The following is a 26,652-nucleotide window of genomic DNA, read 5'->3' on the forward strand; positions in this document are numbered from 1 at the left end:
CCGCGGGGCACCGCTGGTACCCTTGAGGCATGCGGGCTGTGACGCTGCTCCTTATGTAGCCGCGCTGAAAGAGACCGGGCCGAGCACGGGTTCCGGGTCAGCGCGGCTCCCCTCCATGTCCGAGGGGTTTTTTCTTTTCCAGCCCAGTTCTTTCCCATCAGACGTACCCGCGGAGACTTGACCACAATGAGCGAGCAGACTTCACAGCCGAAGCCCAGCGACGAGCCTAAGTTCCGCTACACCGCCGCGGTGGCCGCCGACATCGAGCCCAAGTGGCAGGACTACTGGGCCGAGAACCACACCTTCGAGGTGCCGAACCACCCCGCCGACATGTCCGACCCCAAGGCCTACATCCTGGACATGTTCCCGTACCCCTCCGGCGCCGGGCTGCACGTCGGCCACCCGCTGGGCTACATCGCCACCGACGTGCTGGGCCGCTACAAGATGATGACCGGCCACCACGTCCTGCACACCATCGGCATGGACGCCTTCGGCCTGGCCGCCGAGCAGTACGCCGTCGAGCACGGCGTGCACCCCCGGATCAGCACCGAGGCCAACATCGCCCGCTACCGCGAGCAGATCCACCGCATCGGCTTCGGCCACGACACCCGCCGCGGCGTGTCGACCATCGACGTGTCCTTCTACAAGTGGACGCAGTGGATCTTCCTGCAGATCTTCAACTCCTGGTACGACCGGGACGCCGACCGGGCCCGCCCGATCGCCGCCCTGATCGCCCAGTTCGCCGACGGCACCCGCGCCACCCCCGACGGCCGCGCCTGGGACATCCTGTCCGCGCAGGAGCAGGCCGCCGTCGTCGACTCCTTCCGGCTGGCCTACATCGCCGAGGCCCCGGTGAACTGGTGCCCCGGCCTGGGCACCGTGCTGTCCAACGAGGAGGTCACCGCCGACGGCCGCTCCGAGCGCGGCAACTTCCCGGTGTTCAAGCGCAACCTGCGCCAGTGGATGATGCGCATCACCGAGTACGGCGACCGGCTGCTGGGCGACCTGGACCGGCTGGACTGGCCCGAGCCGATCAAGCTGCAGCAGCGCAACTGGATCGGCCGCTCCGAGGGCGCCCGCGTGCACTTCCCGGTGACCGCCGTGGACGGCGCGAGCAAGACCATCGAGATCTTCACCACCCGGCCCGACACCCTGTTCGGCGCCACCTACATGGTGCTGGCCCCCGAGCACGAGCTGGTCGACTCCTTCGTCGCCCGGGCCTGGCCGGCCGGCACCAAGCCGGAGTGGACCGGCGGCCACGCCACCCCGATCGAGGCGGTCGCCGCCTACCGGGCCCAGGCCGCCGCCAAGACCGAGGTCGAGCGGCAGACCGAGGGCCGCCAGAAGACCGGTGTGTTCACCGGCACCTTCGCGGTCAACCCGGTCAACGGCGAGGGCGTCCCGGTGTTCATCGCCGACTACGTCCTGATGGGCTACGGCACCGGCGCGATCATGGCCGTCCCGGCCCACGACCAGCGCGACTTCGAGTTCGCCCGGGCCTTCGACCTGCCGATGCGGATCGTCGTGGCGCCCCCGGCCGACTGGCCGACGGACGTCACCGAGTGGACCGAGTCCTACGACTCCAAGACCGCGCAGATCACGGACTCCGCCAACGACGAGATCAGCCTGGAGGGCCTGCCGGTCCCGGCCGCCATCCGCGCCGTCTCCGAATGGCTGCGGGAAAAGGGCATCGGCGAGGGCACCGTCACCTACCGTCTGCGCGACTGGCTGTTCTCCCGCCAGCGCTACTGGGGCGAGCCGTTCCCGATCGTCTACGCCGTCGACGGCCCCGACGCCGGCGTCGCCCGCGCCCTGCCGGAGTCCATGCTGCCGCTGGAGCTGCCCGAGGTCGACGACTTCTCGCCGAAGACCTTCGAGGCCGGCGACGTCACCAGCGCCCCCGAGCCGCCGCTGTCCCGCGCCGCCGAATGGGTGAACGTCACCCTGGACCTGGGCGACGGGCCCCGCCGGTACCGCCGCGAGACCAACACCATGCCGCAGTGGGCCGGCTCCTGCTGGTACTACCTGCGCTACCTGTCCCCGGACGACGACAGCCGGTTCGTCGACGCCGAGGCCGAGAAGTACTGGATGGGCCCCCGGGACGCGGCCGACACCGGCGGCGTCGACCTGTACGTTGGCGGCGCCGAGCACGCCGTGCTGCACCTGCTGTACGCCCGCTTCTGGCACAAGGTGCTGTTCGACCTGGGCCACGTCACCAGCGCCGAGCCGTTCCGCAAGCTGTTCAACCAGGGCATGATCCAGGGCGCCTCCTACACCGACGCCCGCGAGGTCTACGTCCCGGCCGACCAGGTCGAGGAGGTCGACGGCGCCCACTACTACCAGGGCGAGAAGGTCACCCAGCACTTCGGCAAGATCGGCAAGTCGCTGAAGAACGTGATCTCCCCGGACGACATGATCGACGAGTACAGCGCCGACACCCTGCGGATCTACGAGATGTCGATGGGCCCGCTGGACATGTCCAAGCCCTGGGACACCCGCGCCTCCATCGGCTCCTTCCGCTTCCTGCAGCGGCTGTGGCGCAACATCGTCGACGAGGAGACCGGCGAGGTCACCGTCACCGACGCCGAGCCCGACGAGGCCACGCTGCGGATCCTGAACAAGACGATCGACGGCGCGCGCAACGACATGGAGGCGATGCGCTTCAACACCGCGATCAGCAAGCTGATCGAGCTGAACAACCACCTGACCCGACTGCCCGCGGTGCCCCGCCCGGCCGCCGAGACCCTGGTGGTGCTGACCGCCCCGTTCGCCCCGCACATCGCCGAGGAGCTGTGGTCCCGCCTGGGCCGCACCGACACGGTGGCGCACGCCGGCTACCCGGTCGCCGACCCGGCGTACCTGGTCGACGAGACGGTGACCTGCGTGGTCCAGGTGGCCGGCAAGGTCAAGGACCGCCTGGAGGTGCCGCCGGGCATCGCCGAGGACGCGCTGCGCGAGCTGGCGCTGGCCTCCGAGGGCGTGCAGCGGGCCCTGGAGGGTCGCGGGGTGCGGACGGTCATCGTGCGGGCGCCGAAGCTGGTGAACGTGGTGCCCGCGTAACCGCGGCCGGACGACGTTCTGCCGGGCCTGGTGCCGATCGCGAGCGCGATCGGCACCAGGCCCTCGGCGTTTATGGGCTCAGAGTTGGAACTCAGGGCTGGAGCTCGGAGTCGGAGTCGGAGTCGGAGTCGGAGTCGGAGTCGGCTCAGGGCTGGAATTCAGGGCCCGGATTCGCGAACCGCGCCCGGGCCCCGGCCCCCAGCAGCACCGCCGGCGTCAGTAGCAGGAGCGTGCCGGCCAGGCCGAGGCCGAAGCGCGGGCTCGTCGCGGCGGCCAGCAGGCCCCAGGCCGCGGTGCCCAGAGCGATGCCCGCCTTGGTGGTGACCGACCAGGCCGCCAGGACCCGGGCGACGTGCGTGGATGCGGTCTGCTCCAGCCGGAGGGTGGCCACGACCGGCGCGTAGACCGCGGAGCTGGTGATCAGGACCGCCTCGACGGCGATGACGAGCAGCAGGCCGGCCAGTCCGGGTCCCAGGCAGACCAGGCCGATCGGCGGCAGGACGCGCAGGGTGCCGGAGACGGTCAGGACCCGCTGCCGCCCGAAGCGGGCCACCAGCGGCGCGGACAGCCGGGAGCCGATCAGGCCGCCGACGCAGGGGATCGCGAAGGCCAGGCCGTACTGCCAGGGCGGGAAGCCCAGGCGGCCGAGCATGAGGACGGCCAGCAGCGGCTCGGTGGCCATGATCAGCGAATTGACGACGACGTTGGTGAAGTACAACGGGCGCAGCGCCGGGTTGCCGAGGATGTGGCGCCAGCCGTCGAGCAGGCCGGCTTTCGGCGCGGCGGTCGGTGGGTTCGGTGGGTTCGGTGCGGTCGGCGTGGTCGACGCGGTCGGCGCGTCCGCCGCGGCCTTCTCGGCCGCCTCCGGCCTCGCCTCCTCGCCGCCGATCGCCCGGATCCCGAGCGCCGACAGCACATAGCTGACCGCGTCCGCCACCACCGTCACCACCGGACCGAGCGTCGCCACCGCCAGACCCCCGAGCGGCGGCCCGAGCACGATCGAGGCCCACGTCGTCGACTCGAACCGGCCGCTGGCCACCATCAAGTCCTCCCGCGCGACGATCGACTTCACATAGGCCCCGGAGGCCGCGCCGAAAGCGATGTCGCAGGCCCCGACGACGACCGACACCGCGAGCAGCTGCGCGAACGTCAACGCGCCGAACGCGTATGCCACCGGGATCGTCAAGAGCGCGGCGAACCGGACCAGATCCATCGCCACCATGACCGGACGCTTGCGCCGGACCTCGATCCACGGCCCGAGCGGCACCGCCGCCAGCGCCGCGACCGCCGGACCGGCCGCCGCCAGCATCGCGACCTCGACCGGGCCGGAACGCAGCACCTTGATCAGGATGACATTGAACGCGTTGAAGGCCAGCCAGGTGCCCAGACTGCTCACCGCGTACGCGGACCACAGCCACCCGAACCGCCGACCCAGCCGCCTGCCCGCCACGCGCACTCCCCGTCCGCCCACAACCCGACGATGACCACTGAATCAAAGCGAGAAAAGAAACCCCAGGTCAAACAACCAATAGGCGGCCTGAACACAACCAATCGTTGTGATACTAGGCTGACCCGTCATGGAACTCGACGCAGTGCGGACCTTCGTCGCCGCAGCCCGCCTCGGCAGCTTCCAAGAGGCCGCCACCGAGCTCGCGATCACGCAACAAGCGGTGTCGAAACGCATCGCCGCGTTGGAGCGGGAGCTCGACGTCCGGCTGTTCACCCGCGGCGCGCGCGGCGCCCAGCCCTCCATCGACGGCCAGGCGTTCCTGCCCCACGCCACGGCACTGCTCCAGGCTGCGGAACGCGCCGTCGCCTCGGTGCGGCCCGGAAGCCGGACGCTGCGGGTCGACGTCATCACCATGAAAAGCCAGCCGAAGATGCTGCTGCGCGGCTTCCACGAGGCGCACCCGGACGTGGGCCTGGACGTCGTCACGCTGTTCGACGGCGACTCCGCGATCGCGGCCGTGCAGGCCGGGACGATCGATGCCACGTTCCGCTACGTCGCCCGCGACCGGCGGCTGCCCGCCGGCGTCGAGGCGGCGCGGGTGCTGGACGAACCCCTGGACCTCATGGTCGGACCCCGGCACGCGCTGGCCACGGCGCGAAGCACGACCCTGGCCCGCCTGGCCGGCCACCGGATCTGGATCCCGGGGATCGTGCCCGGCGTCGAGTGGGGCGTCTACTACGAGCGGCTCGCGGCGGAGTTCGGGCTCGCCATCGACAGCGTGGGCCCGAACTTCGGGACCGACCATCTCATGGACGTCATCGCCGGATCCTCGGACGTGGCGACGTTCCTGGGCGACCGAACCCGGCTCGCCTGGCCGGCCGGGCACGACCTGCGCCGGATCCCGGTGCTCGACCCGACCCCGGCCTACCCGCATTCGCTGGTCTGGCGGAGCGACAACCGGCACCCGGGACTCCGGGCCCTGCGCAGACACCTCGCGGCCCGGCGCGCGCCCGACCGTGACGACCGGTTCTGGACCCCGGAGACCCTGGACACGGTGGATTCCGTGGACGCCTTGGACCGTCCTGACACCGTGGACGCCTGGGACCGCCCGGGCACGGTGGACGCGTGAGGACCCGGAGCACTCCGCCCCCACCACCGACCGGCGCGCCTACAGCGGCGAGACGATGACTCCCAGCACCCCGGGCCCGACATGCGCGCCGATCACCGCGCCGACCTCGCAGACCGTGATCCCGCTCAGCCCGGGCAGCCGCTCCCGCAACCGGGCGGCGAGCGCCTCGGCCCGCTCGGCGGCGTCCAGATGCTGCACGGCGATGTGCACCGAGGAACCGTCCCCGCCGGTCCGCTCGACCGCTATCTCCTCCAGGCGCGCGATGGCCCGCGCCGAGGTGCGGACCTTCTCCAGCGGCTCCACCCGGCCGTCGGCCACGTGCAGCAGCGGCTTCATCGCCAGCGCCGAGCCGAGCAGGGCGCGCGCCGAGCCGATGCGGCCGCCCCGCCGCAGGTATTCGAGGGTGTCGACGTAGAAGAAGGCCGAGGCGGTCGCCGACCGCTTGGCGGCGATCTCGGCGACGGCGTCCAGGTCGTGCCCGCCGTCCTGGCCGGCCTCGGCGGCGGCCAGCACCGCGAACCCGAGCGCCATCCCGACGGTGCGGCTGTCCAGCACCCGGACCGGCACCGGCGCGTCCTTGGCGGCCAGTTCCGCCGCCTCCAGCGTGGCCGACAGCTCGGCGGAGATGTGCACCGACACCACGCCCTCCGCCCCGGCCTCCGCCGCCGCCCGGTACGCGGCTGCGAAGTCCTCCGGCGAGGGCCGCGACGTCGTGGCGGCCTCGTGCGCCCGCAGCGCCTCGACCAGCACCGACCCGGTCTCGGGAGCGTCCTCCCGATAGGGCGTCCCCCGGATGATGACCTCCAGCGGGACGGCGGTGACACCCAGAGCGGCCGCCGACTCCGCCGACAGACAGGCCGTGGAGTCGGTGACGAGCGCGATTCGGGGCATACCGCTGAGGTTATCCGGAGGTGGCGTCCGGGCAAATGGGCGGGAGCCGCCTCCGGTGCTCGAATCGCTCGCGATCTGCGTCCCTTGTCGGTGAACACCCTGTTCGAAGCTTGGGAACGGCACGCTCCGCCAGGAAACAAGAGGGCCCGGCCCGATCCCACGACGGATCGGTACCGGGCCGGATCGGTACCGGGCCGGAACGATGGCCGGGCGGCGCTACCGCCGGGCGCCTCGGCGCACGAAGAGTACGCCGCCGGTGATCAACGCGAGGCCCGCGGCGCCGATCGCCGCGAGCATCGGGCCGGACAGGCCGGTGAAGGCCAGGAAGCCGTTCTTGTGGCCGCCGCCGGCCGCAGCCAGCGCCAGCTTGGCGCAGTCGGGTCCGGCAGCCGCAGCCGCAGCCGCAACCTTGCCGCAGCACGGCTTGGCACTCACGCCCGCCTTGCCGTCCACGCAGCACGTGCTCGCGGCTCGCGGCACGTCGCCGCCGGCGCTGTTGTCACAAGCCCCGGCCTCCCTCGGCGCGGCGGCCAGGTCTCCCGCGTTTCCCGAGTCCCCCGCGTCAGCCAAAGGCGGCGCCACGGCCGGTGGCGGCGGAGCCGCCAACCCCGGATGCGGCCGGGCCGCCGCCGGCTCCGACGTCAGCGGCTCCTTCAGCGCCGCGTGCATCATGGGAGCGGCGGCGGCCGGGCCCGGGGCCGGTGGCGGTGGCGGTGGTGGCGGCGGCAGGAACCCGGTGTAGTGCAGCGGCACCGACCGGACCAGGTCCTCCCCGCCCGGCACGTGCGCACTGGCCTTCGCCAGCAGGGTCCGGTAGCCCACCTCGGCCGTGACCGTCGCCGTGCACTGCAACGACTGCCCCGGCTCCAGCGACAGCCGGCCGTCGACGCCCGCCGGGCAGGTCACCGGCAGCGGGTGCGGGTCCAGGTCGTCCAGGCCGACGGTGATGTCCCGCAGGTCGGACTCGCCGGGGGTGTCGGCGACGGTGATGGTGACCAGGTGCTGGGTGCCGACCAGGAGCCGCTGGTCCTGGCCCTCCATGGTGGCGGTCAGGGTCAGGCCGGCGCCGCCGCCGGCGAAGGCCGGCACGGTGCCGGCGGCCGCCGAGGCGAGCAGCGGGGTCAGGCCGAGTCCCCACGCGGCCACGAAACGCAACGAACGCATGCTTCCAGATATGGGGGCGGCGGCGCCGCGTCATGCACGGCGCGCCGTCGGTTCCGCCCGATGGCATATTCCGCGACCGGGCGTCCATTGATCAGATCAGTAGCGGCCCGGTCGCCGAGCTGGAGCGTTCCGCACTCGGGGACTTTGCCGCGATGCGCGGACCTGGGTGTCGGAATTCCGGAATATCAGGGCTGGAAGCGGTATCCCATTCCGGGCTCGGTCAGCAGGTGCACCGGCCGCGACGGCTCCCGCTCCAGCTTGCGCCGCAGCTTCGTGAAGTGGAACCGCAGCAGCGGCGTGTCGTTCTCGTAGCCGTGCCCCCAGACCTCGCTGAGCAGCTGCTTGGCCGACACCAGGCGGCCGGAGTTCTTCAGCAGCACCTCGACGATGCCCCACTCGGTCGGCGTCAGGTGCACGCTCAGCGGCACCGCCTCCGGCGCCTCGGGCGCCCGGCTCACGGTGTGCGCCGCCACGTCCACGTCGAAGTCGCCGATCCGCTGCACCGCCGCCTTCGGCGCGTTGCGGTCGGCGTGCCGCCGCGCCACCCGCAGCCGGGCCAGCAGCTCCTCCATCGAGAACGGCTTCGTCAGGTAGTCGTCGGCGCCCGCGTCCAGCGCCTCGACCTTGTCCGAGGCGTCGGCACGGCCGGACAGCACCACGATCGGCACCTCGGTCCAGCCCCGCAGCCCCTTGATCACCTCGGCGCCGTCCAGGTCCGGCAGCCCCAGGTCCAGGACCACCAGATCGGGCAGGGTCCGGGCCGCCAGCGCCAGCGCGGACGTGCCGTCCACCGCCGTCACGACCTCGTATTTGCGCGCGGTGAGGTTGATCCGCAGCGCGCGCAGCAGCTGCGGTTCGTCGTCGACCACCAGGACCTTGATCATCGTGCGGGCTCCTCGGCACCGGAAGCGGCGGCGGTCTGTTCCCCGTTCATACCCGGACCAACGTCTCCGGGCCCCTCGTTGTTCGCGGCCCCCGCCGCCGGCAGCGACACCACCATCGTCAGCCCTCCGCCCGGGGTCTCCTCCGGGGTCAGCGTCCCGCCCATCGCCTCCACCAGCCCCCGGGCCAGCGCCAGCCCCAGCCCCACGCCGGTGGTGTTGTCCCGGTCCCCGAGGCGCTGGAACGGCGTGAACACCCGCTCCCAGTCCGCCGGCCGGATCCCCGGTCCCCGGTCGGCCACCCGCAGCTCCACCCGCCCGGCCAGCTCCGAGGCGGTGATCAGCACCGGCACGTCCAGCGACCCGTGCTTCAGCGCGTTCCCGATCAGGTTCGCCACCGCGCGCTCCAGCAGCACCGGGTCGGCCACCACGTCCGGCACGCCGGCCAGGTCCCCGACCTCCACCCGGGACCGCTCGGACCGGTCGGTGCCCAGGGAGTCCAGCGCCATCGCCGCCACGTCCTCGACCGCCACGTCCTCCAGCGCCAGGTTCAGCGCCCCGGCCTGCAGCCGGCTCATGTCCAGCAGGTTGTCCACCAGCCGCGACAGCCGGTCCAGCGACTCCTCGGCCCCGGCCAGCAGCTCCGCGCGGTCCTGTTCGGACCACTGCACCGAGGTGTCCCGCAGCGACGCCACCGACAGCTTCGCCGCCGACAGCGGCGTGCGCAGGTCGTGCGACACCGCGGCCAGCAGCGCCGTGCGCATCTTGTCCGCCGCCGCCAGCGGCACCGCCTCGGCGGCCTGCCGGGCCAGCTTCGACCGCTCCAGCGCCACCGCCGCCTGCGCCGCGAACGCGGTCAGCACGTGCTGGTCCGAGGCCGGCAGCGTGCGCCCGCACAGCACCAGCATCGCGTCCGGCCCGGCGTGCACCACCACGTCGCCCTGGGCCGGGGCCCGGCACGGCATCGCCCCGGACGCCGAGGTCGCGGCCACCATCCGCCACGCCTCCGGGTCGTCGGCCTCGTCCGGGAGCAGCGGCGAGTCCGGCTCCGCGCGCTCCAGCAGCGACACCGACTCCATCCCGAACGTCTCCCGGAACCGGGCCAGCAGCGCCCCGATCGCCTCGTCCCCGCGCAGCACCGACCGCGCCAGCTCGGACAGCGTCTCGGCCTCCGCGCTGGCCTTCGCCGCCCGCCGCTCCTGCCGCGAGGCGAAGTCCACCACCGAGGCCACGATCAGCGCCACCAGCGTGAACACCACCAGCGCCACGATGTTCTGCGGATCGTTGATGGTCAGCCGGTAGAACGGGCTGATGAAGTAGTAGTTCAGCAGCAGCGAGGCGGTGAGCGAGGCGAAGAACGCCGACCGCAGCCCGCCCAGGCGGGCCACCGCCACCACCCCGGCCAGGAAGATCAGCACCTGGTTGGTCAGGTGCAGCTGGCCGCGCAGATTCGCCAGCACCAGCGTCAGCAGGACCGGCACCACCAGCCCGGCCACCGGCCCCCACCAGCGCGGCCCGGTCTCCGGCTGCCGCACCACCCGCTTGACCCAGGTCCACCGGCTGCGCTCGGCCGCCGAGCGCTCGTGCGTCACCATGTGCACGTCGATGTCGCCGGAGCGCTGCACCACGGTCTCGCCGATGCCGTAGCCGCCGTTCAGGAACCGCTCCAGCCGGCCCCGCCGCGACACCCCGACCACCAGCTGCGTGGCGTTCTCGGCCCGGGCGAACTGGAGCAGCGCCTCCGGGACGTCGTCCCCGACCACCGAGTGGAAGCTGCCGCCGAGGGACTCCACCAGCTCCCGCTGCTCGGCCAGGGTGGCGGGGGAGGCCCCGGTCAACCCGTCGGAGCGGGCCACGTGCACCGCCATCAGGTCCGAGCCCTTGGCGCCGAGCCGCTGCGCGATCCGGGCCGCCCGCCGCACCAGCGTGGCGCCCTCCGGTCCGCCGGTCAGCGCCACCACGACGCGCTCGCGGGTCTCCCAGACCTTGTCGATGCCGTGCTGGTCCCGGTAGTGCTGGAGCGCCTCGTCCACCCGGCCGGCCACCCACAGCAGCGCCAGCTCGCGCAGCGCGCCGAGGTTGCCGGGGCGGAAGTAGTTGGACAGCGCCGCGTCGATCTTCTCCGGCTTGTAGATGTTGCCGTGCGCCATCCGGCGGCGCAGCGCCTCCGGGGCCTGGTCTATCAGCTCGATCTGGTCCGCGGCCCGCACCACCTCGTCCGGCACGGTCTCGCGCTGCGGCACGCCGGTGATCTTCTGCACGACGTCGTTCAGCGACTCCAGGTGCTGCACGTTGACCGTGGTGATGACGTCGATCCCGGCCGCCAGCAGGTCCTCGACGTCCTGCCAGCGCTTGGCGTTGCGCGAGCCCGGTACGTTGGTGTGCGCGAGCTCGTCCACCAGCGCCACCGAGGGGTGCCGGGCCAGGACCGCTTCGAGGTCCATCTCCTCGAACTCGGCGCCCCGGTACTCCATCCGGCGCCGGGGCACGACCTCCAGGCCGTCGACCATCGCCTGCGTGTGCGGCCGGTCGTGGGCCTCCACGAACCCGACGACGACGTCGCCGCCCCGCTCGGCGCGCCGCTGGGCCTCGTCGAGCATGTGGTACGTCTTGCCCACGCCGGGCGCCGCCCCGAGGTAGACGCGCAGCCGGCCGCGCTGGCTCATCGCGGCGTCACCGCGCGGCCCGGGAAGTCCGCCGAATCCGTCACGTGATCGATCGTCCCATGGCCGTGAAGTGCCAGCTGACCATAGGCGTTTGCATCACGTTTGCGATTCGCGGCGGCGGGTCCGGGTCGGGTCGGGTCAGGCCGGCGGGCGCGGACCGGCCTCGTGCACGACCCGGCCGCCGACCACCGTCAGCACCGACTCCAGCCCGGCCAGCTCGTCGTCCGGCACGATGAAGTAGTCCGCCGACAGCACCGCGAAGTCCGCCAGCATCCCCGGCGCCAGCTCGCCGCGCCGCCGCTGCTGGCCGGTGAACCACGCGCTCCCGCCGGTGAACAGCCGCAGCGCCAGCGTGCGGTCCAGCCGGTCCTCCGGGCGCCACATCTCCAGCCCGCCGAGGGTGGTGCCGGTCGTGAACCACCGCAGCGCCTCCCACGGGTTCGCCGAGGCCAGCCACGTGCCGTCGGTGCCGCCGCCCACCGGCACGCCGCGCGTGAGCATCTCCATCACCGGCTGCGCCCGCCGGGCCGCGTCGGGCCCGTACCGCTTCAGGAACTGCTCGCCGCGATAGGCCATCCGATGCTGCACCGTGATCCCGCCGCCGAGCGCCGCCACCCGGTCGATGGTCTCCGGCCGGATCGTCTCGGCGTGCTCCACGGCCCAGCGCAGCCCGTCGAACGGCAGGTCGCGGTCGACCTTCTCCAGCACGCCCAGGAACCGCTGGATCGACTCGTCGTAGGTGGCGTGGAAGCTGAACGGCCACCGCCGTTCCACCAGCAGCCGCACCACCGGCTCCAGCTCCCGGCCCAGGGCGTCGGACAGCTCCGGCCGGGGCTGGGCGAAGTTGGAGAAGTCGACGCCGTCCAGGACCGGCGCCTCGCCGACGCCGTTGAACCACAACAGGCCGTCGGTCCCGCGTTCGAGGTCCTCGGTGAGCCGCTCCAGGTCCTCGCGCTCCCGTCCGGGCCGCGAGGCGGACACGTTCAGCGCCGTGCGCACGCTCAGCCGGTTCTGCGCCCACAGCGTCCGCAGGGCGCCGTAGCAGTCCGGGAAGCCGGTGGCCCCGGCGTCGATCGCCCCGGTCACCCCGAGGCGGTTCAGCTCGTGCAGGAAGCGGTGGGTGGAGTTCAGGCGCCCCTCCTCGTCGAGCTGCTGTGCGCCCTGGACGGCCGGCGCCAGCACCGCCGGGCCGGGCCGGGCGATCAGCAGCCCAGTGGGGTTCCCGGCGTTGTCGCGCCGGAACTCGCCGCCGGGCGGGTCCGGCGTGGTCTTGTCGTAGCCGAGGGCGCGGACGGCGGCGCCGTTGAGGAACGCCGCCGTGTCCAGGAAGACCACCAGGACCGGCACCTCCGCCGACACCGAGTCGAGCTCGGCGAGGGTCGGCAGCCGGTGCTCGGCGAACTGGGCCTCGGACCATCCGCCGATCACCTGCACCCACTGCCCGGGAGCGGCCTGCGCGGCCCGCCGCCGGAGCAGCCGCAGCCCGTCGGCCAGCGAGGGGACGCCGTCCCAGCGCACCTGGAGGTTCCAGCTGTTCCCGGCGTCGGCCAGGTGCAGGTGGGAGTCGTGCAGACCGGGGACGACGGTGCGCCCGGCCAGGTCGAGCACCTCCGTGGACGGGCCCACCAGGGCCGCCGTCTCGCGGTCGTCGCCGATCGCCGCGATCTCGTCGCCGACCACCGCCAGCGACGACACCACGGTCCCGGCCGGGTCCAGGGTGTGGATCCGCCCGCCGCGGACAATCAGGTCGGCCTGACGGATCACCGGCATCTCGCTCATGAGCAGCACCTGGGGGTCGTTCCGAACAATCGGTATCCGGTCACCTCACGGATCGTAGGCGGGCCGTCACGGGGTCGCATGTCCGCGTCGCGTGTCCGGGTCGGATGTTCAGGTCGCATGTCCGCGTCGCGTGTTTGGACCGCGTGCGCATAACCGGCGGCCGCGCTTGCATCCCGCTTGCGGCCCCGGAAACCGCGATCGGCGCGACTTGACTGATCCGCGTACCCCGTTTCCCCAAGTCAAGGAGCACCTGATGGCCGACGTGGTTTTCGTCGGGCTCACGATCGCTTTCTTCGGTCTGCTGGCCCTGATCGTCAAGGGGGTCGAACGTCTTGAGCGCTGAGAACATCGTCGGCCTGGTCGTGTCGGTCCTGCTGGTCGGCTACCTGATAGCGGCCCTGATCCTCCCGGAGAAGTTCTGATGTCGGACACCTGGGCCGGCGTGCTGCAGGTCGCCGCTCTGGTCCTGCTGCTGGCGGTCTCCTACCGGCCGCTCGGCGACTACATGGCGCACATTCTCACCACGAAGAAGCACCTTCGTGCGGAGAAGGTTCTGTACAAGACGATGGGTGTGGACGCCGAGGCGGACCAGACCTGGGGCGTCTATCTGCGGTCGGTTTTCGCGATCTCGGCTGTCGGCGTTCTGCTGCTTTATCTGATCCTGCGGGTGCAGCACCACCTGATGATGGCGCTGGGCATGCCGAAGATGCAGGCGGATTTGGCGTACAACACCGCTGCCTCGTTCGTCACCAACACCAACTGGCAGAACTACTACGGCGAGAACACCCTGGGCTATCTGGCGCAGATGATCGGTCTGACGGTCCAGAACTTCGTCTCGGCCGCCGTCGGCATCGCCGTCGTCGCGACGCTGATCCGTGGTTTCACCCGGAACCGGACCGACCGGCTGGGCAACTTCTGGGTGGACCTCACCCGGATCCTGATCCGCCTGATGCTGCCGTTCTCCATCGTGTTCGCGATGGTCCTGATCGCCGGCGGCGTCACGCAGTCGCTGGGCGAGCACCTGACCGTGGTGCACACGATCAACGGGGACCAGAACCTGTACACCGCCGGAACCGGGTCGCAGGAAGTCGTCAAACTCCTGGGCACCAATGGCGGCGGCATTTTCGACGCCAACAGCGCTCATCCCTTTGAGAACCCCAATGGCTTCACCAACCTCATTGAGATCTATCTGCTGCTGGTGATCGGGTTCGCGCTGCCGCGGACGTTCGGGAAGATGGTCGGCTCGCACAAGCAGGGCTACACGATCCTCGCGGTCATGGCCGCGATCTGGGTGGGTTCGCTGGCGTTCGCGACGTTCTTCGAGGTGCACCACCACGGCATCGACCTGGCCAACGGGCATGCGGCGTTGGAGGGCAAGGAGGCCAGGTTCGGCATTCCGGCTTCGACGTTGTTCATGACGTCGACGACGTTGACCTCGACCGGTGCCGTGAACTCGATGCACGACTCGTACACGCCGTTCGGCGGCGGTGCGGCGATGTTCAACATGATGCTGGGCGAGATCGCACCGGGAGGTACCGGATCAGGGCTCTACGGCATGCTGGTCCTGGCCGTCATCACGGTGTTCGTCGCCGGTCTGATGGTCGGGCGCACGCCGGAGTACCTGGGCAAGAAGATCCGGCCGGCCGAGATGAAGTACGCGGCCCTGTACATCCTCACCACCCCGGCGGTGGTGCTGGTCTTCACCGGCATCGCGATGGCCCTGCCGGGTGAGACGGCGCGGATGACGAACTCCGGTCCGCACGGCTTCTCAGAGGTCTTGTACGCCTTCACCTCGATGGGCAACAACAATGGCTCGGCCTTCGCCGGCCTGGGCGGCAACACCCACTGGTGGAACACCGCCGGTGCGCTGGCGATGCTGTTCGGCCGGTTCCTGCCGATGATCTGGGTCCTGGCGCTGGCCGGATCCCTGGCCAGGCAGAAGCCGGTCCCGGAATCCGAAGGCACCTTGAAGACGGCCTCGCCGCTGTTCGCCGGGATGCTGCTCGGCACCGTGCTGCTGGTCGTCGGCCTCACCTACTTCCCGGCCCTGTCGCTGGGCCCGCTCGCTGAAGGACTGCACTGATGTCCACGAATACGCTGGCTGAGAAGCCTTCCTCCCCGGCTCCCCGGCCGAAGCCGGACGGCGCCGAGCCGCGCCGGGTCGGCGGCGGGTTCCTGGATCCGCGGATGCTCTGGAAGTCGCTTCCGGACGCCTTGAAGAAGCTCGATCCGCGCACCATGGTGAAGAACCCGGTGATGTTCGTGGTCGAGATCGGGTCGGTCCTGACCACCTGGCAGGCGATCGCGCACCCCTCGGTGTTCGCCTGGGTGATCACGGTGTGGCTGTGGCTGACCGTGGTGTTCGCGAATCTGGCCGAGGCGGTGGCCGAGGGCCGCGGCAAGGCGCAGGCCGCGACGCTGCGCAAGGCCAAGACCACGACCGTGGCCCGGCGCCTGGCCTCCTGGTCCCCGGGGCAGGCGGGTGCGGTGTCGGAGGTTCCCGGCACCGATCTCCAGCTCGGCGACCATGTCGTCGTCGAGGCCGGCCAGATCATCCCGGGTGATGGCGACGTTGTCGAGGGCGTGGCCTCCGTCGACGAGTCGGCGATCACCGGCGAGTCGGCCCCGGTGATCCGGGAGTCCGGCGGCGACCGGTCGGCCGTCACCGGTGGCACCCGGGTGCTGTCCGACCGGATCGTGGTGCGGATCACCTCCAAGCCCGGCGAGACGTTCATCGACCGCATGATCAGCCTGGTCGAGGGGGCGAACCGGCAGCGGACGCCGAACGAGCTGGCGCTGAACGTGCTGCTGGCCTCGCTGACGATTGTGTTCCTGCTGGCGGTGGTGACGCTGCAGCCGATGGCCACCTGGGCCGGGGCTGCGCAGTCGCTGGTCGTCATGGTGTCGCTGCTGGTCGCGCTGATCCCGACCACGATCGGCGCGCTGCTGTCGGCGATCGGCATCGCCGGCATGGACCGGCTGGTGCAGCGCAACGTGCTGGCGATGTCCGGCCGCGCGGTCGAGGCCGCCGGGGACATCAACACCCTGCTGCTGGACAAGACCGGGACCATCACGCTGGGCAACCGCCAGGCCAGCGAGTTCGTCCCGGTGGCGGGGGTGGAGCAGAACGTGCTCGCCGACGCGGCGCAGCTGTCCTCCCTGGCCGATGAGACCCCCGAGGGCCGCTCGATCGTGGTCCTGGCCAAGTCCCGCTACGGCCTGCGCGAGCGGCACTCCGGCGAGCTGTCGGGTGCGGAGTTCGTGCCGTTCACCGCGCAGACCCGGATGTCCGGCGTGAACCTGGCCGACGGCCGCGAGGTCCGCAAGGGCGCCGGGTCGGCGGTCATGAAGTGGGTCCGCGACAACGGCGGCCACCCGACCCGCGAGGTCGGCTCGCTGGTCGACGCCATCTCGGCGGCCGGCGGAACGCCGCTGGTGGTGGCCGAGAAGACCCCCGAAGGAGTGGCCCGCACCCTCGGTGTGATCCATCTGAAGGACGTCGTCAAGGACGGCATCCGGGAGCGGTTCGCCGAGCTGCGCTCGATGGGCATCAAGACGGTCATGATCACGGGCGACAACCCGCTGACCGCCAAGGCCATCGCCGAGGAGGCCGGCGTCGACGACTTCCTCGCCGAGGCCACGCCCGAGGACAAGATGGCCCTGATCAAGAAGGAGCAGGAGGGCGGCAAGCTGGTCGCGATGACCGGCGACGGCACCAACGACGCCCCCGCCCTGGCGCAGGCCGACGTCGGCGTGGCCATGAACACCGGCACCTCGGCCGCCAAGGAGGCCGGGAACATGGTGGACCTGGACTCCAACCCGACCAAGCTGATCGAGATCGTCGAGATCGGCAAACAGCTGCTGATCACGCGGGGGGCGTTGACGACGTTCTCCATCGCCAACGACGTCGCCAAGTACTTCGCGATCATCCCGGCCATGTTCACCGTGGTCTATCCGGGCCTGCACGTCCTGAACATCATGGGCCTGCACTCTCCGAAGTCCGCGATCACCAGCGCCATCATCTTCAACGCGCTGATCATCATCGGGCTGATCCCGCTGGCCCTGCGCGGCGTGCGCTACAAGCCGTCCTCGGCATCCGCGCTGCTGCGCCGCAACCTGTGGATCTACGGCGCCGGCGGCCTGGCCCTGCCGTTCGTCGGCATCAAACTCATCGACCTGGTCGTCCAGACCGTCCCCGGATTGAAGTAGGAAGGAGCCGACCGACATGAAATTCGGAGCAGCGATCAGGCGGCACACCGCCGCCGTCCGGGCCATGGTGGTCTTCACGATCATCCTCGGAATCGCCTACCCGCTGATGGTCACCGGCATCGCCCAGCTCGCCTTCAAGAACAAGGCCAACGGCTCCCTCATCACCGACGCCTCCGGCCAGGTCGTGGGCAGCAGCCTGCTGTGCCAGCAGTACGTCGACAAGAACGGCGACGCCCTGGCGCAGTACTTCCAGGCCCGGCCGTCCAACGCCTCCGGCGGCCCCACCGACCCCGGCTGCAACTACACCCTGTCCGGCGGCGGCAACCGCGGCACCAACGACCCGACCCTGAAGGACACCATCCGCGGCCGTATCGACGCCTACGCCAAGGCCTACAGCATCGACCCGGCCAAGGTCCCCGAGGACGCCGTCACCGCCTCCGGCTCCGGAGAGGACCCCGGCATCTCGGTGGAGAACGCCGACTACCAGGCTCCCTCGGTCGCCAAAGCCCGCAACCTCGACCTGTCCGTGGTGCGCAAAGCCATCAAGGAAAACACCGACGGCCGCAACCTGGGCTTCCTTGGCGAGGAATACGTCAACGTCGTCACATTGAACCTCGCCCTCGACAAGAACCACCCGGTCGCCGCCGCGGGCTGACCCACATTCCCGCACTCAGAAGCCTTTCCGGGGACCGGGCCCGGGCCTGAAGATGGAGGATCGACCGGCGGGGCCGGCGCGCGGCGGGGCGTGCTGGCCCCGCCGGCCGTGTCCTGTTTCCGGCCGCTATCGGTGCTTCTGGGGCTTTGGTCTCGCGGTCCGAGCGTGAACATCGGCGTTTGCATCGCCCCGGCCGCCGTTTGCATTCCGCGAGCAAACGTCCCGGCCGCCGATCAAGCATGTTGACTTGTCACAGTGCCCGGCTTCTCAGTCGTCGGCCCTGTCCCCGGGTCCCAGCCCACCGCCCGCCGCCCACTCCCACCGGAACAGAGGGAGCCAGTGACCCGCATCCTGGTCGTCGACGACGAACCGCAGATCCTGCGCGCCCTGCGCATCAATCTCAAGTCCCGCACCTACGAGGTCGAGACCGCCGCCAACGGCGTCGACGCCCTCGCCTCGGCCGCCCGCCGCCTGCCCGACGCCGTCCTGCTGGACCTGGGCCTGCCGGACATGGACGGCGTCGAGGTCATCCTCGGCCTGCGCGGCTGGACGACGGTCCCGATCGTGGTGCTGTCCGGCCGGACCGACCCGGGGGAGAAGATCCACGCCCTCGACGCCGGCGCCGACGACTACGTCACCAAACCGTTCGCCATGGAGGAGCTCCTGGCCCGGCTGCGCGCCGTGATCCGCCGCCACCAGCAGGTCGCCGCAGGCCTCGGCAGCGCCGGGACCAGCTCGGTACGCCTGGGCGGCTGCGAGGTCGACCTGGTCGCGCACAGCGTCAGCCGCGAGGGCGAGACCGTCCGCCTGACCCGCACCGAGTGGGCCCTGCTGGAGATCCTGCTCCGCCACCCGGGCCAGCTCGTCAGCACCTCGCGCCTGCTCGCCGACGTCTGGGGCAACAGCCACACCGGCGAGGCCGGATACCTGCGCTTCCACATGGCCCGCCTGCGGCGCAAGCTTGAGGACGATCCGCAGAACCCGCGGCACCTCATGACGGAGTACGGGACCGGCTACCGGTTCGTGCCTTAGGCGGCCGGGCGCCAGGCGGTCAGGCGGTCAGGCGGCCAGACGGTCAGGCGGATCCGCGCTCCGCCGGTTCCGGCTCGGCCACTTCGTAGCGGGTGATGTACGCCGAGACGAAACTCTGCACCGTGGCCGTCAAGGGGATCGCAATAATCGCACCAACCCCACCCAGCAGCGCCGCGCCCGCGATGACGGCCCCGAAGGCCACCGCCGGGTGGATCTCGACCGTCTTGGCCGTGATCCGGGGTTGCAGGATGTAGTTCTCGAACTGCTGGTAGACCACCACGAACGCCAAGATCACGATGGCTGCGCCGGGCCTCCCGTTGGTCAGCGCGATCAGGATCGGCAGCGCCCCGGCCAGGTACGTCCCCACGGTCGGGATGAACTGCGACACCAATCCGACCCAGATCGCCAGCGCCAACGCGTAGGGCAACCCGATGATCCAGAACAGAATCCCGTGCGCGACCCCCGAGACCAGCGCCATCAGCGCCCGCGAGTAGATGTACCCGCCGGTCTTCTCCAGCGCGATCTTCCACGCGCGCATGATCGCGCCTTGCCGCCCCGGCGGGAACAACGACACCAGCTCCGCGCGCAGCTTCGGGGCGTCGGCCGCCAGGTAGAACGTGAACAACGCCACCGTGAACGTCTTGAACACGCCGCCGAGCACCGACGACGACACGCCCCACACGTTCCCGGCCAGCTGCTCGGCGTAGTTCTTCAGCGAGTTCGAGTCGCTCAACAGCTTCGATTGCAGATCCTGCACCGAGATCTTCTGATCGAAGGTCCGGTTGACCCACGACACCACCGAGTCCACATAGTGCGGCAGGTTCCCCGCGAACTGCACCACCTGGTCCACGAACAGCGACCCGAGCGCGAACACGAACAGCGCCACCGACGCCAGCAGCACCACGAACACGAACATCACCGCGACGCCCCGCCGCATCCCGCGCCGCGCCATCGCGTCCACGGCCGGCTCGATCGCCAACGCCACGAACATCGACACCAGCAGCGTGATCAGCAGGTCCTTCAGGCGTCCGAGCGCCCACTCGCTGATCAGGAACCCGGCGTAGAACAGCAGCGCGAGCGCCAGCGCGCGCGGCAGCCAGCGGGGAACGGCGGACTCGGTCATGTCCGCCAGTCTCACCGCTGACGCCCCCAAACCCGTGTAGCCGGGACCGGTGTCTTCGGTGTCGACGCCCCGCCGCCGCCCCCGCTCAGCACTGCCGGGACGGTGACGAGGCTCTGTCCCGGCCTTAAGCGTTTCGATAACCAGTGATCTCTGCCAAGGTGGGGCCTCTGGTCGGCGGCGGGCGCCGGCCCGTCGGGAGGGGACCCATGCTCCGGCAGCGATGGACGCTGGCTTTGGCCTGCGTACTCACGGTTTTTGCGGCAGCGGCCTGTCAGTCGTCGGACGGCGGCTCGGCCTCGCTTCAAGGCGTCGGCGCGGGCATCGTGAGTGCGAGCAGTACGGCCACGGACTCCGCCGCACCGGAGGGCGCCGCGGCGTCCTCTCCGTCCTCCGGGTCCTCCGCATCGCCGTCAGAGGCAGCCGCAGGGGCTCCCACGGCACCGGCGGCACCCGCGGCCCCGACCGCGACAGCCGGGTCGACTTCGCATTCTGCGAAACCGTCACCCACCCACACCACGGCGACCCACACCACGGCCGCGACGCACACCACCTCCGCGCCCCACACCTCGGCCGCCCCGGCGACCCACCCCAAGACCTCCAGCGCCCCGGCCGCGACCGGCTGCACGCACCACGCCACCATCGACGACGGCACGGCCCGCTGCGGCGCCGGCGAGTCCCACCCGGCCGGCACCACGGCCCAGTGCCACGACGGCACCTACAGCGAAAGCACGACGCCGCAGGGTACGTGTTCGCACCACAGCGGCGTCGCCGTTTGGTATTACTGAAAGTCTGAAAGGGCCGTCGGGTATTAGGGAAGCGACTGCGCGATTTCTGTGATCGTGCGTCGCTTCCCGGTGTAGAACGGCACTTCCTCGCGCACGTGCCGCCGGGTCTCCGACCCCCGCAGGTGGCGCATCAGATCGACGATCCGGTCCAGGTCGTCGGCCTCGAACGCCAGGATCCACTCGTAGTCGCCGAGCGCGAACGACGGCACGGTGTTCGCGCGCACGTCCGGGTACTCCCGCGACATCATCCCGTGCTCGGCCAGCAGCCGCCGCCGCTCGGAGTCCTCCAGCAGGTACCACTCGTAGCTCCGGATGAACGGATACACCGCGACGTAGCCGCGGGCCTGCTCGTCCGCCACGAACGCCGGAATGTGGCTCTTGTTGAACTCCGCCGGCCGGTGCAGCGCCATCTGCGACCACACCGGCTCGGTCAGCCGTCCGAACGCGGTGCGCCGGAACCGCTGGTAGGCGTCCTGCAACGCGTCGGAGGTCTCCGCGTGCAGCCAGAACATGAACTCCGCGTCGTGGCGGAACCCGGCGACGTCGTACACGCCGCGCACCACCACGTCGTCCTTGGCCAGCGCCTCGAACAGCGTCTCCACCTCGGCGGCCAGGTCCGCGCGCGCGTCGTCGGAGGCCGGCAGCTCGGCCCGCACCTTGAACACCGACCACAGCGCGTACCGCGTGACCTCGTTCAGCTCCACCGCGCGCTTGCCGATGCGGACGCTGCTCACCACACCCGCCGGGCGCTCGTTCGTGTTGTCGTCACTCATGCCGCCACCGCTCATGTCGCCAATCTTTCCTCTTGGGTGATCTCTCGGGCCGCGCGCCGGGCCGAGGCCACGCACGCCGCGATCCCGACGCCGTCGTACGCCGCTCCGCACACCGCCAGGCCCGGCTGCGACGCCACCGCCTCGCGGATCCGCGCGACCCGCGCGACGTGGCCGACCGCGTACTGCGGCAGGCCGCCGCCCCAGCGCTGGACGTGCGCGTCGAGGGGAGTGCCGAGCGCGTCCGGCCGGCCCAGCGCGGTGCGCAGATCGGCCAGCGCGAGCGCGGCCAGCTCGGCGTCGTCGCGTTGCAGGTCGGCGGTCTCCCGGTGCCGGCCGACGGAGGCCCGGACCACGGTCCTGCCCTTGGCGGACTCGGCCAGCCAGGACCATTTCTCGCTGGAGAAGGTCGAAGCCTTGATGAACCGGCCGTCCGACGGCGGCACCAGGAACCCGCTGCCGCCGGGCAGCGCCGCGTCGTCGAACACGAACGTGGCCAGCGCCACCGACGCGTACTCGATGCCCGCGAGCTCCGCCGCCGCGACCGGCGCGGCGTCCTGGAGCAGCCGGGCGGCCGGGGTGCCGGGCACGGCCACGATCACCGCGTCGAACGCGTGCGCCTCGGCGGCGGGCACCGGCCCGGACACCAGCCGCCAGCCGTCCGGGGTGCGGCTCAGTTCTCTGACCATCGCGGTGCGCCGGATCTCGATGCCGGCGGCTTCGCAGGCCTGCGCCAGCGCCGTCGGGAACCGCCCGATGCCGCCGCGGATCCCGGCGAAGACCGGGGTCGGGGTCGGGCTCGGGGCGGTGTCCGGGCTCGTCTTCGCGGACTCCGCCGCCGGCTGCGCACCCAGGATCCGCGCCACCGCCTCGTCCAGCGGCTCGCCCGACTCGTAGGCCGGGACCAGCGCCGGGACGGCGGCCCGCAGCGAGATCTCGGCGGCGTGCCCGGCGTAGACGCCGCCGAGCAGCGGCTCGACCAGCCGGTCCACGACCTCGGGCCCGAACCGGTCGGCCACGAAGGTGCCGACCGCGACGTCGTCGGTCTCGGCCTCGGCGCGCAGCCGCGCCCGGGACGGCAGCGACGGTCCGGACTCGGCCCGCTTGAGACCGGCCGGGGACAGCAGTCCGGCCAGCACGGCCGGGTCGGCGGGGATGCCCATCAGGTGGCCCTTGGGCATCGGCACCAGCTCGCCGCGGCTCCACACCGAGGCCGAGATGGACGCCGGGTGCACCACGTCCTCGGCCAGGCCGACGGCGCGGACCAGGTCCACGGCCTCGGGGCGGCGGTTCAGGATCGACTCGGCGCCGAGGTCCACCTGGACGCCGCCGACCTCGCCCACGGCCAGCTTGCCGCCCAGCCGCGGGGAACCTTCGAACACTGTCACAGTGGTCTGCGGCGCGGCCTGCTTCACGTACCAGGCCGCCGCCAGACCGGAGATCCCGCCGCCGATCACGGCCACGGTCCGCGGCCGCCGCCCGGGCAGCCGGTCGGAAAGCGCGTCTGAAAACCCGTCTGAAAACCCGTCTGAACGTCCGTCCGAAAGCCCGTCCGGCGTCGAACCCTGGGACGCCCCCTGCATGGTGCCCACCGGTCAGCGCGCCGAGGCCTCGTGGACCAGTTCGACGATGCGGGTCAGGACGTCCGGGTCCATCTCCGGCAGCACCCCGTGGCCCAGGTTGAAGATGTGCCCCGGGGTCTTGGCCCCGTCCGCCAGGATCTCCCGCACCCGCGCCTCGATCACCGGCCACGGCGCGAAGACCACCGCCGGATCCAGATTCCCCTGCACCGCGAACTCCGGACCGATCCGCCGCGAGGCCTCGTCCAGCGGCACCCGCCAGTCCACCCCCACCACATCGGCACCCGCCGCGGCCATCAACGGCAACAACTCCCCAGTGCCCACCCCGAAGTGGATCCGCGGCACCCCCAGGCCGGCCACCGCGTCCAGCACCTTCGTACTGTGCGGCATCACATAACGCTGATAATCCCGCGGCGACAACGCCCCCACCCAGGAATCGAACAACTGCACCACCGAGGCGCCCGCCTCGATCTGCACCTTCAAGAACCCGGCCGTCAAATCCGCCAGCCGGTCCAGCAGCGCCGCGAACAACTCCGGCGCGCCATGCATCATGGCCTTGGTCTTCTCATGGTTCTTCGACGGCCCGCCCTCGATCAGGTACGACGCCACCGTGAACGGCGCCCCACCGAAACCGATCAACGGCGTCGCCCCCAACTCGCCCACCAACTGCCGCACCGCCTCGGTGACGAACCCCAGATCCGCCTCCGGATCCAACGGCCGCACCTGCTCCAACCCCGAAGCGTCCCGCACCGGATTCGCGATCACCGGACCCACATCCGGCACGATCTCCAAATCCACCCCGATCGCCTTCAACGGCACCATGATGTCGCTGAAGAACACCGCCGCGTCCACCCCGTACCGACGCACCGGCTGCAACGTGATCTCGGTCACCAGATCCGGCCGCGTGCACGACTCCAACATCGGAATCCCAGCCCGCACCTTCCGATACTCCGGCAGCGCCCGACCAGCCTGTCGCATGAACCACACCGGGGTGTGCGACACGGGCTCACGACGGGCGGCCCGCAGGAAGTCGCTGTCCTGCACGGCCGACTGCCCGACCGAGGGGGCGGCGCCACCGGCCGTGGCGCTGCCGCGAGCCTCGCCACGGGGTCCGGGGACTTCGGTCAACGCCTCGATGGCCGACGGGCCCAGGTCTGCCGCGGGGTTCAGGCTTTCGGTCACGCTCTCGCGCACGGCATCACTCCTGTCGTCGGTCACCCCTCGATGGTCGCACGCTCCCCAGGGTGCTCGGTGCCCGGGTAGGCATCCGAGCAGGGGTTTGCCGACGAGGCGTCGGCATCGGGGGCTGCGACGGGGCTTTCGCGGGTGGCTTGGCGGGCCTTGGTCGGCGATGCAGCGACCGAACGGTTTCGATAGGTTTCACCAGATTTAAGAATCCATGCCCGCGCTGCCGCACAACAGCCACCTGAACTCGACTCCGCCCGCCCAAGCCCGCCTTCCTTCGCCCGCCTGCACCCGCCTGCACCGGACTTCAGCCGCCTCTGCCTGGCTCGGGCTGCCCTCGCCACGCTTCGCCTACGTGCCTTCGCCAGACTGCGCCCGCCTGCGCGTGACTTCACCCGCCTTTGCGTGGCTTCGGCCGCCCTCGCCAGGCCTCGGCTACGCCCGCCCGCACCTGACTCCACCCGCCCGCACCCGCCTTTGCCTGGCTTCGACCGTCCTCGCCAGCCTTGGTCCGCCTTGGCCGGTCTTCAGCCGTCTCCGCCTGCCTTCACCCGCCTTCACCGCCGTCGCCCCACCCGAACCTCAGCCTCCGCGCGGGAATCCGCCGTCCGCCGAGCGTGCCTGCCATCGTCCGGCTCGGGCTGCGGCGTACGCTTCACCCATGGCACTCAGCCGTCCGGCCGAACCGCGGGAGTTCACTGAGGCCGTCGCCGCGCTGTCGGCGGCGCCGCTGCCGGCCGCGATCGACCTCGAAGCCCTGCCCGCCCCGGTCAACCTGGCCCCGTTCGCGCACGCCGTGGGCGGTGCCGTGCTGTCCGCGTCCGGCGAGGACGACCTGGCCGGCGGCCGCCTGGTGCTGCTGCACCGGCCCGGCGGCCACGAGGAGTGGCGCGGCGCCTGGCGTTGCGTGGTCCTGGTCGAGGCCGACCTGGAGGCGGAGATAGCGGAGGACCCGCTGCTGGCCGAGGTCGGCTGGTCCTGGCTGATGGACTCGCTGCGCGACCACGGCGCCGGGTTCACCGCCGAGAGCGGGACCGTCTCCCGCTCCTCCTCGCGCGGCTTCGGCGGCCTGTCCGGCCGCCCCGCCACCACCGCCGTCGAGATCCGCGCCTCCTGGACCCCGGCCCCGGTGCCCGACGCCGAGGGGATCGACTTCGCGGCCCACCTCCAGGCCTGGTGCGGGCTGATGATGATGTGCGCCGGCCTGCCGCCGGAGTACGAGGGAGTGGCGAACCTGCCGCCCGCCGGCTCGCGGCGCTGACTTCGAGGCGCCGGTTCCAAGGCGCCGATTCCAAGGCGCCCGGCCTTCCTGGGGGACTCGCTCTGCGCGGCGCCACTTTCCCAGCCGATCCCGGCGCCGCTCCACCTCGAACGTGCTTTCCGCGATCGTGCTCTCCGGCAGCGTGCGTCACTCGACCGGTGCCGGATAAATCCGATTGACACTGGTTCGCCACCATCCCGATGGGCCCGACCGCCCCGACCGCCCCGACCATCCCGGTCGTTCCCGCCGCCCCGGCCGCCTCATTCTGTTACGTCCTGCTCACCTGAACAGCCGAGCCGCATCCCCCGTACGGCCCAGCCCCGCACCTCTTGCGTCCATCCCGCCCCACCAGTCGCGGAACCGCACGTAAGACGTCCAACGAGGCGGCCGGACGGTGCCGCCGCGCCACCTCCAAGCGCCCGGGCGGGTGACAGCCCTCCCCGTATCTCCCCAGGTCAGAGGCTTTAGTCGGATGATCATATGCCCGACGCCGTCCCATTCCTTGAACTTGCGCGCATTAGCCCTAAAGGTGCCTGCTTGATCTGCCGATGACCTGAATGGGTCGATCCGCGAAGGCGCGGACCCGGCCGTTGAGCACAAGCTCGCAGCACCCCAGGAGGAGGTTCGGTGTCGGTACTCGTCGACAACACCGCCAACCTGATCGCATATCGACCGGCGCGGCTCACCGCGATGGTCGTGGTCGCCGACCCCAGGGTCCGCCAGTCGGTGACCCGGCACCTGTGGGCGCTCGGCGTCCGCGACGTCCTGGAGGCGCAGACCGCCGCCGAGGCGCGGAGCCGTATGTCCGCCACCCGCGACCTGGCGGTCGTGGACATCCATCTGCCCGACGGCAGCGGCTTGCAGCTGCTCGCCGAGATGCGGGCCGCGGGCTGGGCCGGCGGCCTGGCCGTGTCCGCCGCCGACGACGCCGGCGCGGTCCGCGCCGCGTTGGCCAGCGGCGTGCGCGGCTTCGTCATCACCGGCGCGCGCCCGGTGGCGGCCGGGCTGCCGGAGCTGCCCGGCGTGCACGCC

At 71.3% G+C, this 26,652-nt stretch carries 20 protein-coding genes; 9 read left to right on the top strand and 11 right to left on the bottom strand.

Annotated features, from left to right (window positions below):
- Positions 1 to 186: 186 nt before the first annotated feature.
- Positions 187 to 3,060: a leucine--tRNA ligase gene (gene leuS, locus ABD481_RS40980; RefSeq protein ID WP_344671303.1), complete on the top strand. Its 2,874-nt coding sequence runs from the start codon at positions 187 to 189 to the stop codon at positions 3,058 to 3,060.
- Between the two features lie 145 nt (positions 3,061 to 3,205).
- On the opposite strand, the gene ABD481_RS40985 is transcribed toward leuS, so the two are convergent.
- Complete coding sequence (locus ABD481_RS40985; protein ID WP_344671304.1) at positions 3,206 to 4,510, bottom strand: MFS transporter; 1,305 nt, start codon at positions 4,508 to 4,510, stop codon at positions 3,206 to 3,208.
- Between the two features lie 127 nt (positions 4,511 to 4,637).
- On the opposite strand from ABD481_RS40985, the gene ABD481_RS40990 reads away from it, so the two are divergent.
- The gene (locus ABD481_RS40990) at positions 4,638 to 5,639 is read left to right on the top strand and encodes a LysR family transcriptional regulator (protein ID WP_344671305.1); all 1,002 of its coding nucleotides are present in this window, start codon (positions 4,638 to 4,640) and stop codon (positions 5,637 to 5,639) included.
- Positions 5,640 to 5,678: 39 nt separating this feature from the next.
- Here ABD481_RS40990 and ABD481_RS40995 read toward each other — a convergent pair whose 3' ends face one another.
- The 5 genes from ABD481_RS40995 to ABD481_RS41015 form a co-directional block, all read right to left on the bottom strand.
- Complete coding sequence (locus ABD481_RS40995) at positions 5,679 to 6,530, bottom strand: DegV family protein (protein ID WP_344671306.1); 852 nt, start codon at positions 6,528 to 6,530, stop codon at positions 5,679 to 5,681.
- 216 nt (positions 6,531 to 6,746) lie between these two features.
- On the bottom strand, positions 6,747 to 7,694 hold the full coding sequence (locus ABD481_RS41000; RefSeq protein ID WP_344671307.1) for a hypothetical protein: 948 nt from the start codon (positions 7,692 to 7,694) through the stop codon (positions 6,747 to 6,749).
- A 185-nt stretch (positions 7,695 to 7,879) separates the two neighbouring features.
- Complete coding sequence (locus ABD481_RS41005) at positions 7,880 to 8,578, bottom strand: response regulator (RefSeq protein WP_344671308.1); 699 nt, start codon at positions 8,576 to 8,578, stop codon at positions 7,880 to 7,882.
- Positions 8,575 to 11,241 (bottom strand): DUF4118 domain-containing protein, encoded by a 2,667-nt coding sequence (locus ABD481_RS41010; RefSeq protein ID WP_344671309.1) that lies wholly within the window; start codon positions 11,239 to 11,241, stop codon positions 8,575 to 8,577. The genes ABD481_RS41005 and ABD481_RS41010 overlap by 4 nt, the downstream gene beginning before the upstream one ends.
- Positions 11,242 to 11,379: 138 nt before the next feature.
- Positions 11,380 to 13,020 (bottom strand): amidohydrolase, encoded by a 1,641-nt coding sequence (locus ABD481_RS41015; RefSeq protein WP_344671310.1) that lies wholly within the window; start codon positions 13,018 to 13,020, stop codon positions 11,380 to 11,382.
- A gap of 332 nt (positions 13,021 to 13,352) precedes the next feature.
- Between ABD481_RS41015 and kdpF the strand changes: the two genes are divergently transcribed.
- The 5 genes from kdpF (at position 13,353) to ABD481_RS41040 (ending at position 18,916) form a co-directional block, all read left to right on the top strand.
- Complete coding sequence (gene kdpF / locus ABD481_RS41020) at positions 13,353 to 13,442, top strand: K(+)-transporting ATPase subunit F (protein WP_344656210.1); 90 nt, start codon at positions 13,353 to 13,355, stop codon at positions 13,440 to 13,442.
- Positions 13,442 to 15,103: a potassium-transporting ATPase subunit KdpA gene (kdpA, locus tag ABD481_RS41025; protein ID WP_344671311.1), complete on the top strand. Its 1,662-nt coding sequence runs from the start codon at positions 13,442 to 13,444 to the stop codon at positions 15,101 to 15,103. Before kdpF ends, kdpA begins: the two co-directional genes overlap by 1 nt.
- Positions 15,103 to 17,229 carry a potassium-transporting ATPase subunit KdpB gene (gene kdpB / locus ABD481_RS41030; protein WP_344671312.1) on the top strand — a complete coding sequence of 709 codons (2,127 nt, stop codon included), beginning with the start codon at positions 15,103 to 15,105 and terminating at the stop codon, positions 17,227 to 17,229. Before kdpA ends, kdpB begins: the two co-directional genes overlap by 1 nt.
- Before the next feature lie 16 nt (positions 17,230 to 17,245).
- Positions 17,246 to 17,884, top strand: coding sequence for a potassium-transporting ATPase subunit KdpC (gene kdpC / locus ABD481_RS41035; protein ID WP_344671313.1), 639 nt, complete (start codon positions 17,246 to 17,248; stop codon positions 17,882 to 17,884).
- A gap of 339 nt (positions 17,885 to 18,223) precedes the next feature.
- Entirely contained in the window at positions 18,224 to 18,916 is a 693-nt protein-coding gene (locus tag ABD481_RS41040; protein ID WP_344671314.1) for a response regulator, read from the top strand.
- A 43-nt stretch (positions 18,917 to 18,959) separates the two neighbouring features.
- Here the strand turns inward: ABD481_RS41040 and ABD481_RS41045 are convergent, their stop codons facing one another.
- The 5 genes from ABD481_RS41045 to hemE form a co-directional block, all read right to left on the bottom strand.
- Positions 18,960 to 20,039 (bottom strand): AI-2E family transporter, encoded by a 1,080-nt coding sequence (locus ABD481_RS41045; RefSeq protein WP_344671315.1) that lies wholly within the window; start codon positions 20,037 to 20,039, stop codon positions 18,960 to 18,962.
- 301 nt (positions 20,040 to 20,340) lie between these two features.
- Positions 20,341 to 20,754 carry a hypothetical protein gene (locus tag ABD481_RS41050; protein ID WP_344671316.1) on the bottom strand — a complete coding sequence of 138 codons (414 nt, stop codon included), beginning with the start codon at positions 20,752 to 20,754 and terminating at the stop codon, positions 20,341 to 20,343.
- Positions 20,755 to 20,847: 93 nt separating this feature from the next.
- The gene (gene hemQ, locus ABD481_RS41055) at positions 20,848 to 21,597 is read right to left on the bottom strand and encodes a hydrogen peroxide-dependent heme synthase (protein WP_344671317.1); all 750 of its coding nucleotides are present in this window, start codon (positions 21,595 to 21,597) and stop codon (positions 20,848 to 20,850) included.
- 11 nt (positions 21,598 to 21,608) lie between these two features.
- Positions 21,609 to 23,057, bottom strand: a complete 1,449-nt coding sequence (hemG, locus tag ABD481_RS41060) for a protoporphyrinogen oxidase (RefSeq protein ID WP_344671318.1) — start codon at positions 23,055 to 23,057, stop codon at positions 21,609 to 21,611.
- Positions 23,058 to 23,189: 132 nt separating this feature from the next.
- On the bottom strand, positions 23,190 to 24,218 hold the full coding sequence (gene hemE / locus ABD481_RS41065) for a uroporphyrinogen decarboxylase (protein WP_344671322.1): 1,029 nt from the start codon (positions 24,216 to 24,218) through the stop codon (positions 23,190 to 23,192).
- Positions 24,219 to 25,020: 802 nt separating this feature from the next.
- Here hemE and ABD481_RS41070 point away from each other — a divergent pair.
- Both ABD481_RS41070 and ABD481_RS41075 read left to right on the top strand, forming a co-directional pair.
- Positions 25,021 to 25,620 carry a DUF3000 domain-containing protein gene (locus tag ABD481_RS41070; RefSeq protein WP_344671319.1) on the top strand — a complete coding sequence of 200 codons (600 nt, stop codon included), beginning with the start codon at positions 25,021 to 25,023 and terminating at the stop codon, positions 25,618 to 25,620.
- 627 nt (positions 25,621 to 26,247) lie between these two features.
- Positions 26,248 to 26,652: response regulator (locus ABD481_RS41075; protein WP_344671320.1), on the top strand; the 405-nt coding region annotated here is incomplete at its 3' end.

This window comes from Catenulispora yoronensis (assembly GCF_039531695.1).
Classification (GTDB): domain Bacteria; phylum Actinomycetota; class Actinomycetes; order Streptomycetales; family Catenulisporaceae; genus Catenulispora; species Catenulispora yoronensis.

Excerpts from the sequence above, each read along its gene's own strand:
- ABD481_RS41045 (WP_344671315.1), bottom strand. The coding sequence starts at position 20,039 with ATGACCGAGTCCGCCGTTCCCCGCTGGCTGCCGCGCGCGCTGGCGCTC.
- ABD481_RS41070 (WP_344671319.1), top strand. The coding sequence starts at position 25,021 with ATGGCACTCAGCCGTCCGGCCGAACCGCGGGAGTTCACTGAGGCCGTC.
- ABD481_RS41005 (WP_344671308.1), bottom strand. The coding sequence starts at position 8,578 with ATGATCAAGGTCCTGGTGGTCGACGACGAACCGCAGCTGCTGCGCGCG.
- kdpC (WP_344671313.1), top strand. The coding sequence starts at position 17,246 with ATGAAATTCGGAGCAGCGATCAGGCGGCACACCGCCGCCGTCCGGGCC.
- hemQ (WP_344671317.1), bottom strand. The coding sequence starts at position 21,597 with ATGAGTGACGACAACACGAACGAGCGCCCGGCGGGTGTGGTGAGCAGC.
- ABD481_RS41010 (WP_344671309.1), bottom strand. The coding sequence starts at position 11,241 with ATGAGCCAGCGCGGCCGGCTGCGCGTCTACCTCGGGGCGGCGCCCGGC.
- ABD481_RS41015 (WP_344671310.1), bottom strand. The coding sequence starts at position 13,020 with ATGAGCGAGATGCCGGTGATCCGTCAGGCCGACCTGATTGTCCGCGGC.
- ABD481_RS40990 (WP_344671305.1), top strand. The coding sequence starts at position 4,638 with ATGGAACTCGACGCAGTGCGGACCTTCGTCGCCGCAGCCCGCCTCGGC.
- kdpB (WP_344671312.1), top strand. The coding sequence starts at position 15,103 with ATGTCCACGAATACGCTGGCTGAGAAGCCTTCCTCCCCGGCTCCCCGG.
- leuS (WP_344671303.1), top strand. The coding sequence starts at position 187 with ATGAGCGAGCAGACTTCACAGCCGAAGCCCAGCGACGAGCCTAAGTTC.
- ABD481_RS40995 (WP_344671306.1), bottom strand. The coding sequence starts at position 6,530 with ATGCCCCGAATCGCGCTCGTCACCGACTCCACGGCCTGTCTGTCGGCG.
- ABD481_RS41000 (WP_344671307.1), bottom strand. The coding sequence starts at position 7,694 with ATGCGTTCGTTGCGTTTCGTGGCCGCGTGGGGACTCGGCCTGACCCCG.
- kdpA (WP_344671311.1), top strand. The coding sequence starts at position 13,442 with ATGTCGGACACCTGGGCCGGCGTGCTGCAGGTCGCCGCTCTGGTCCTG.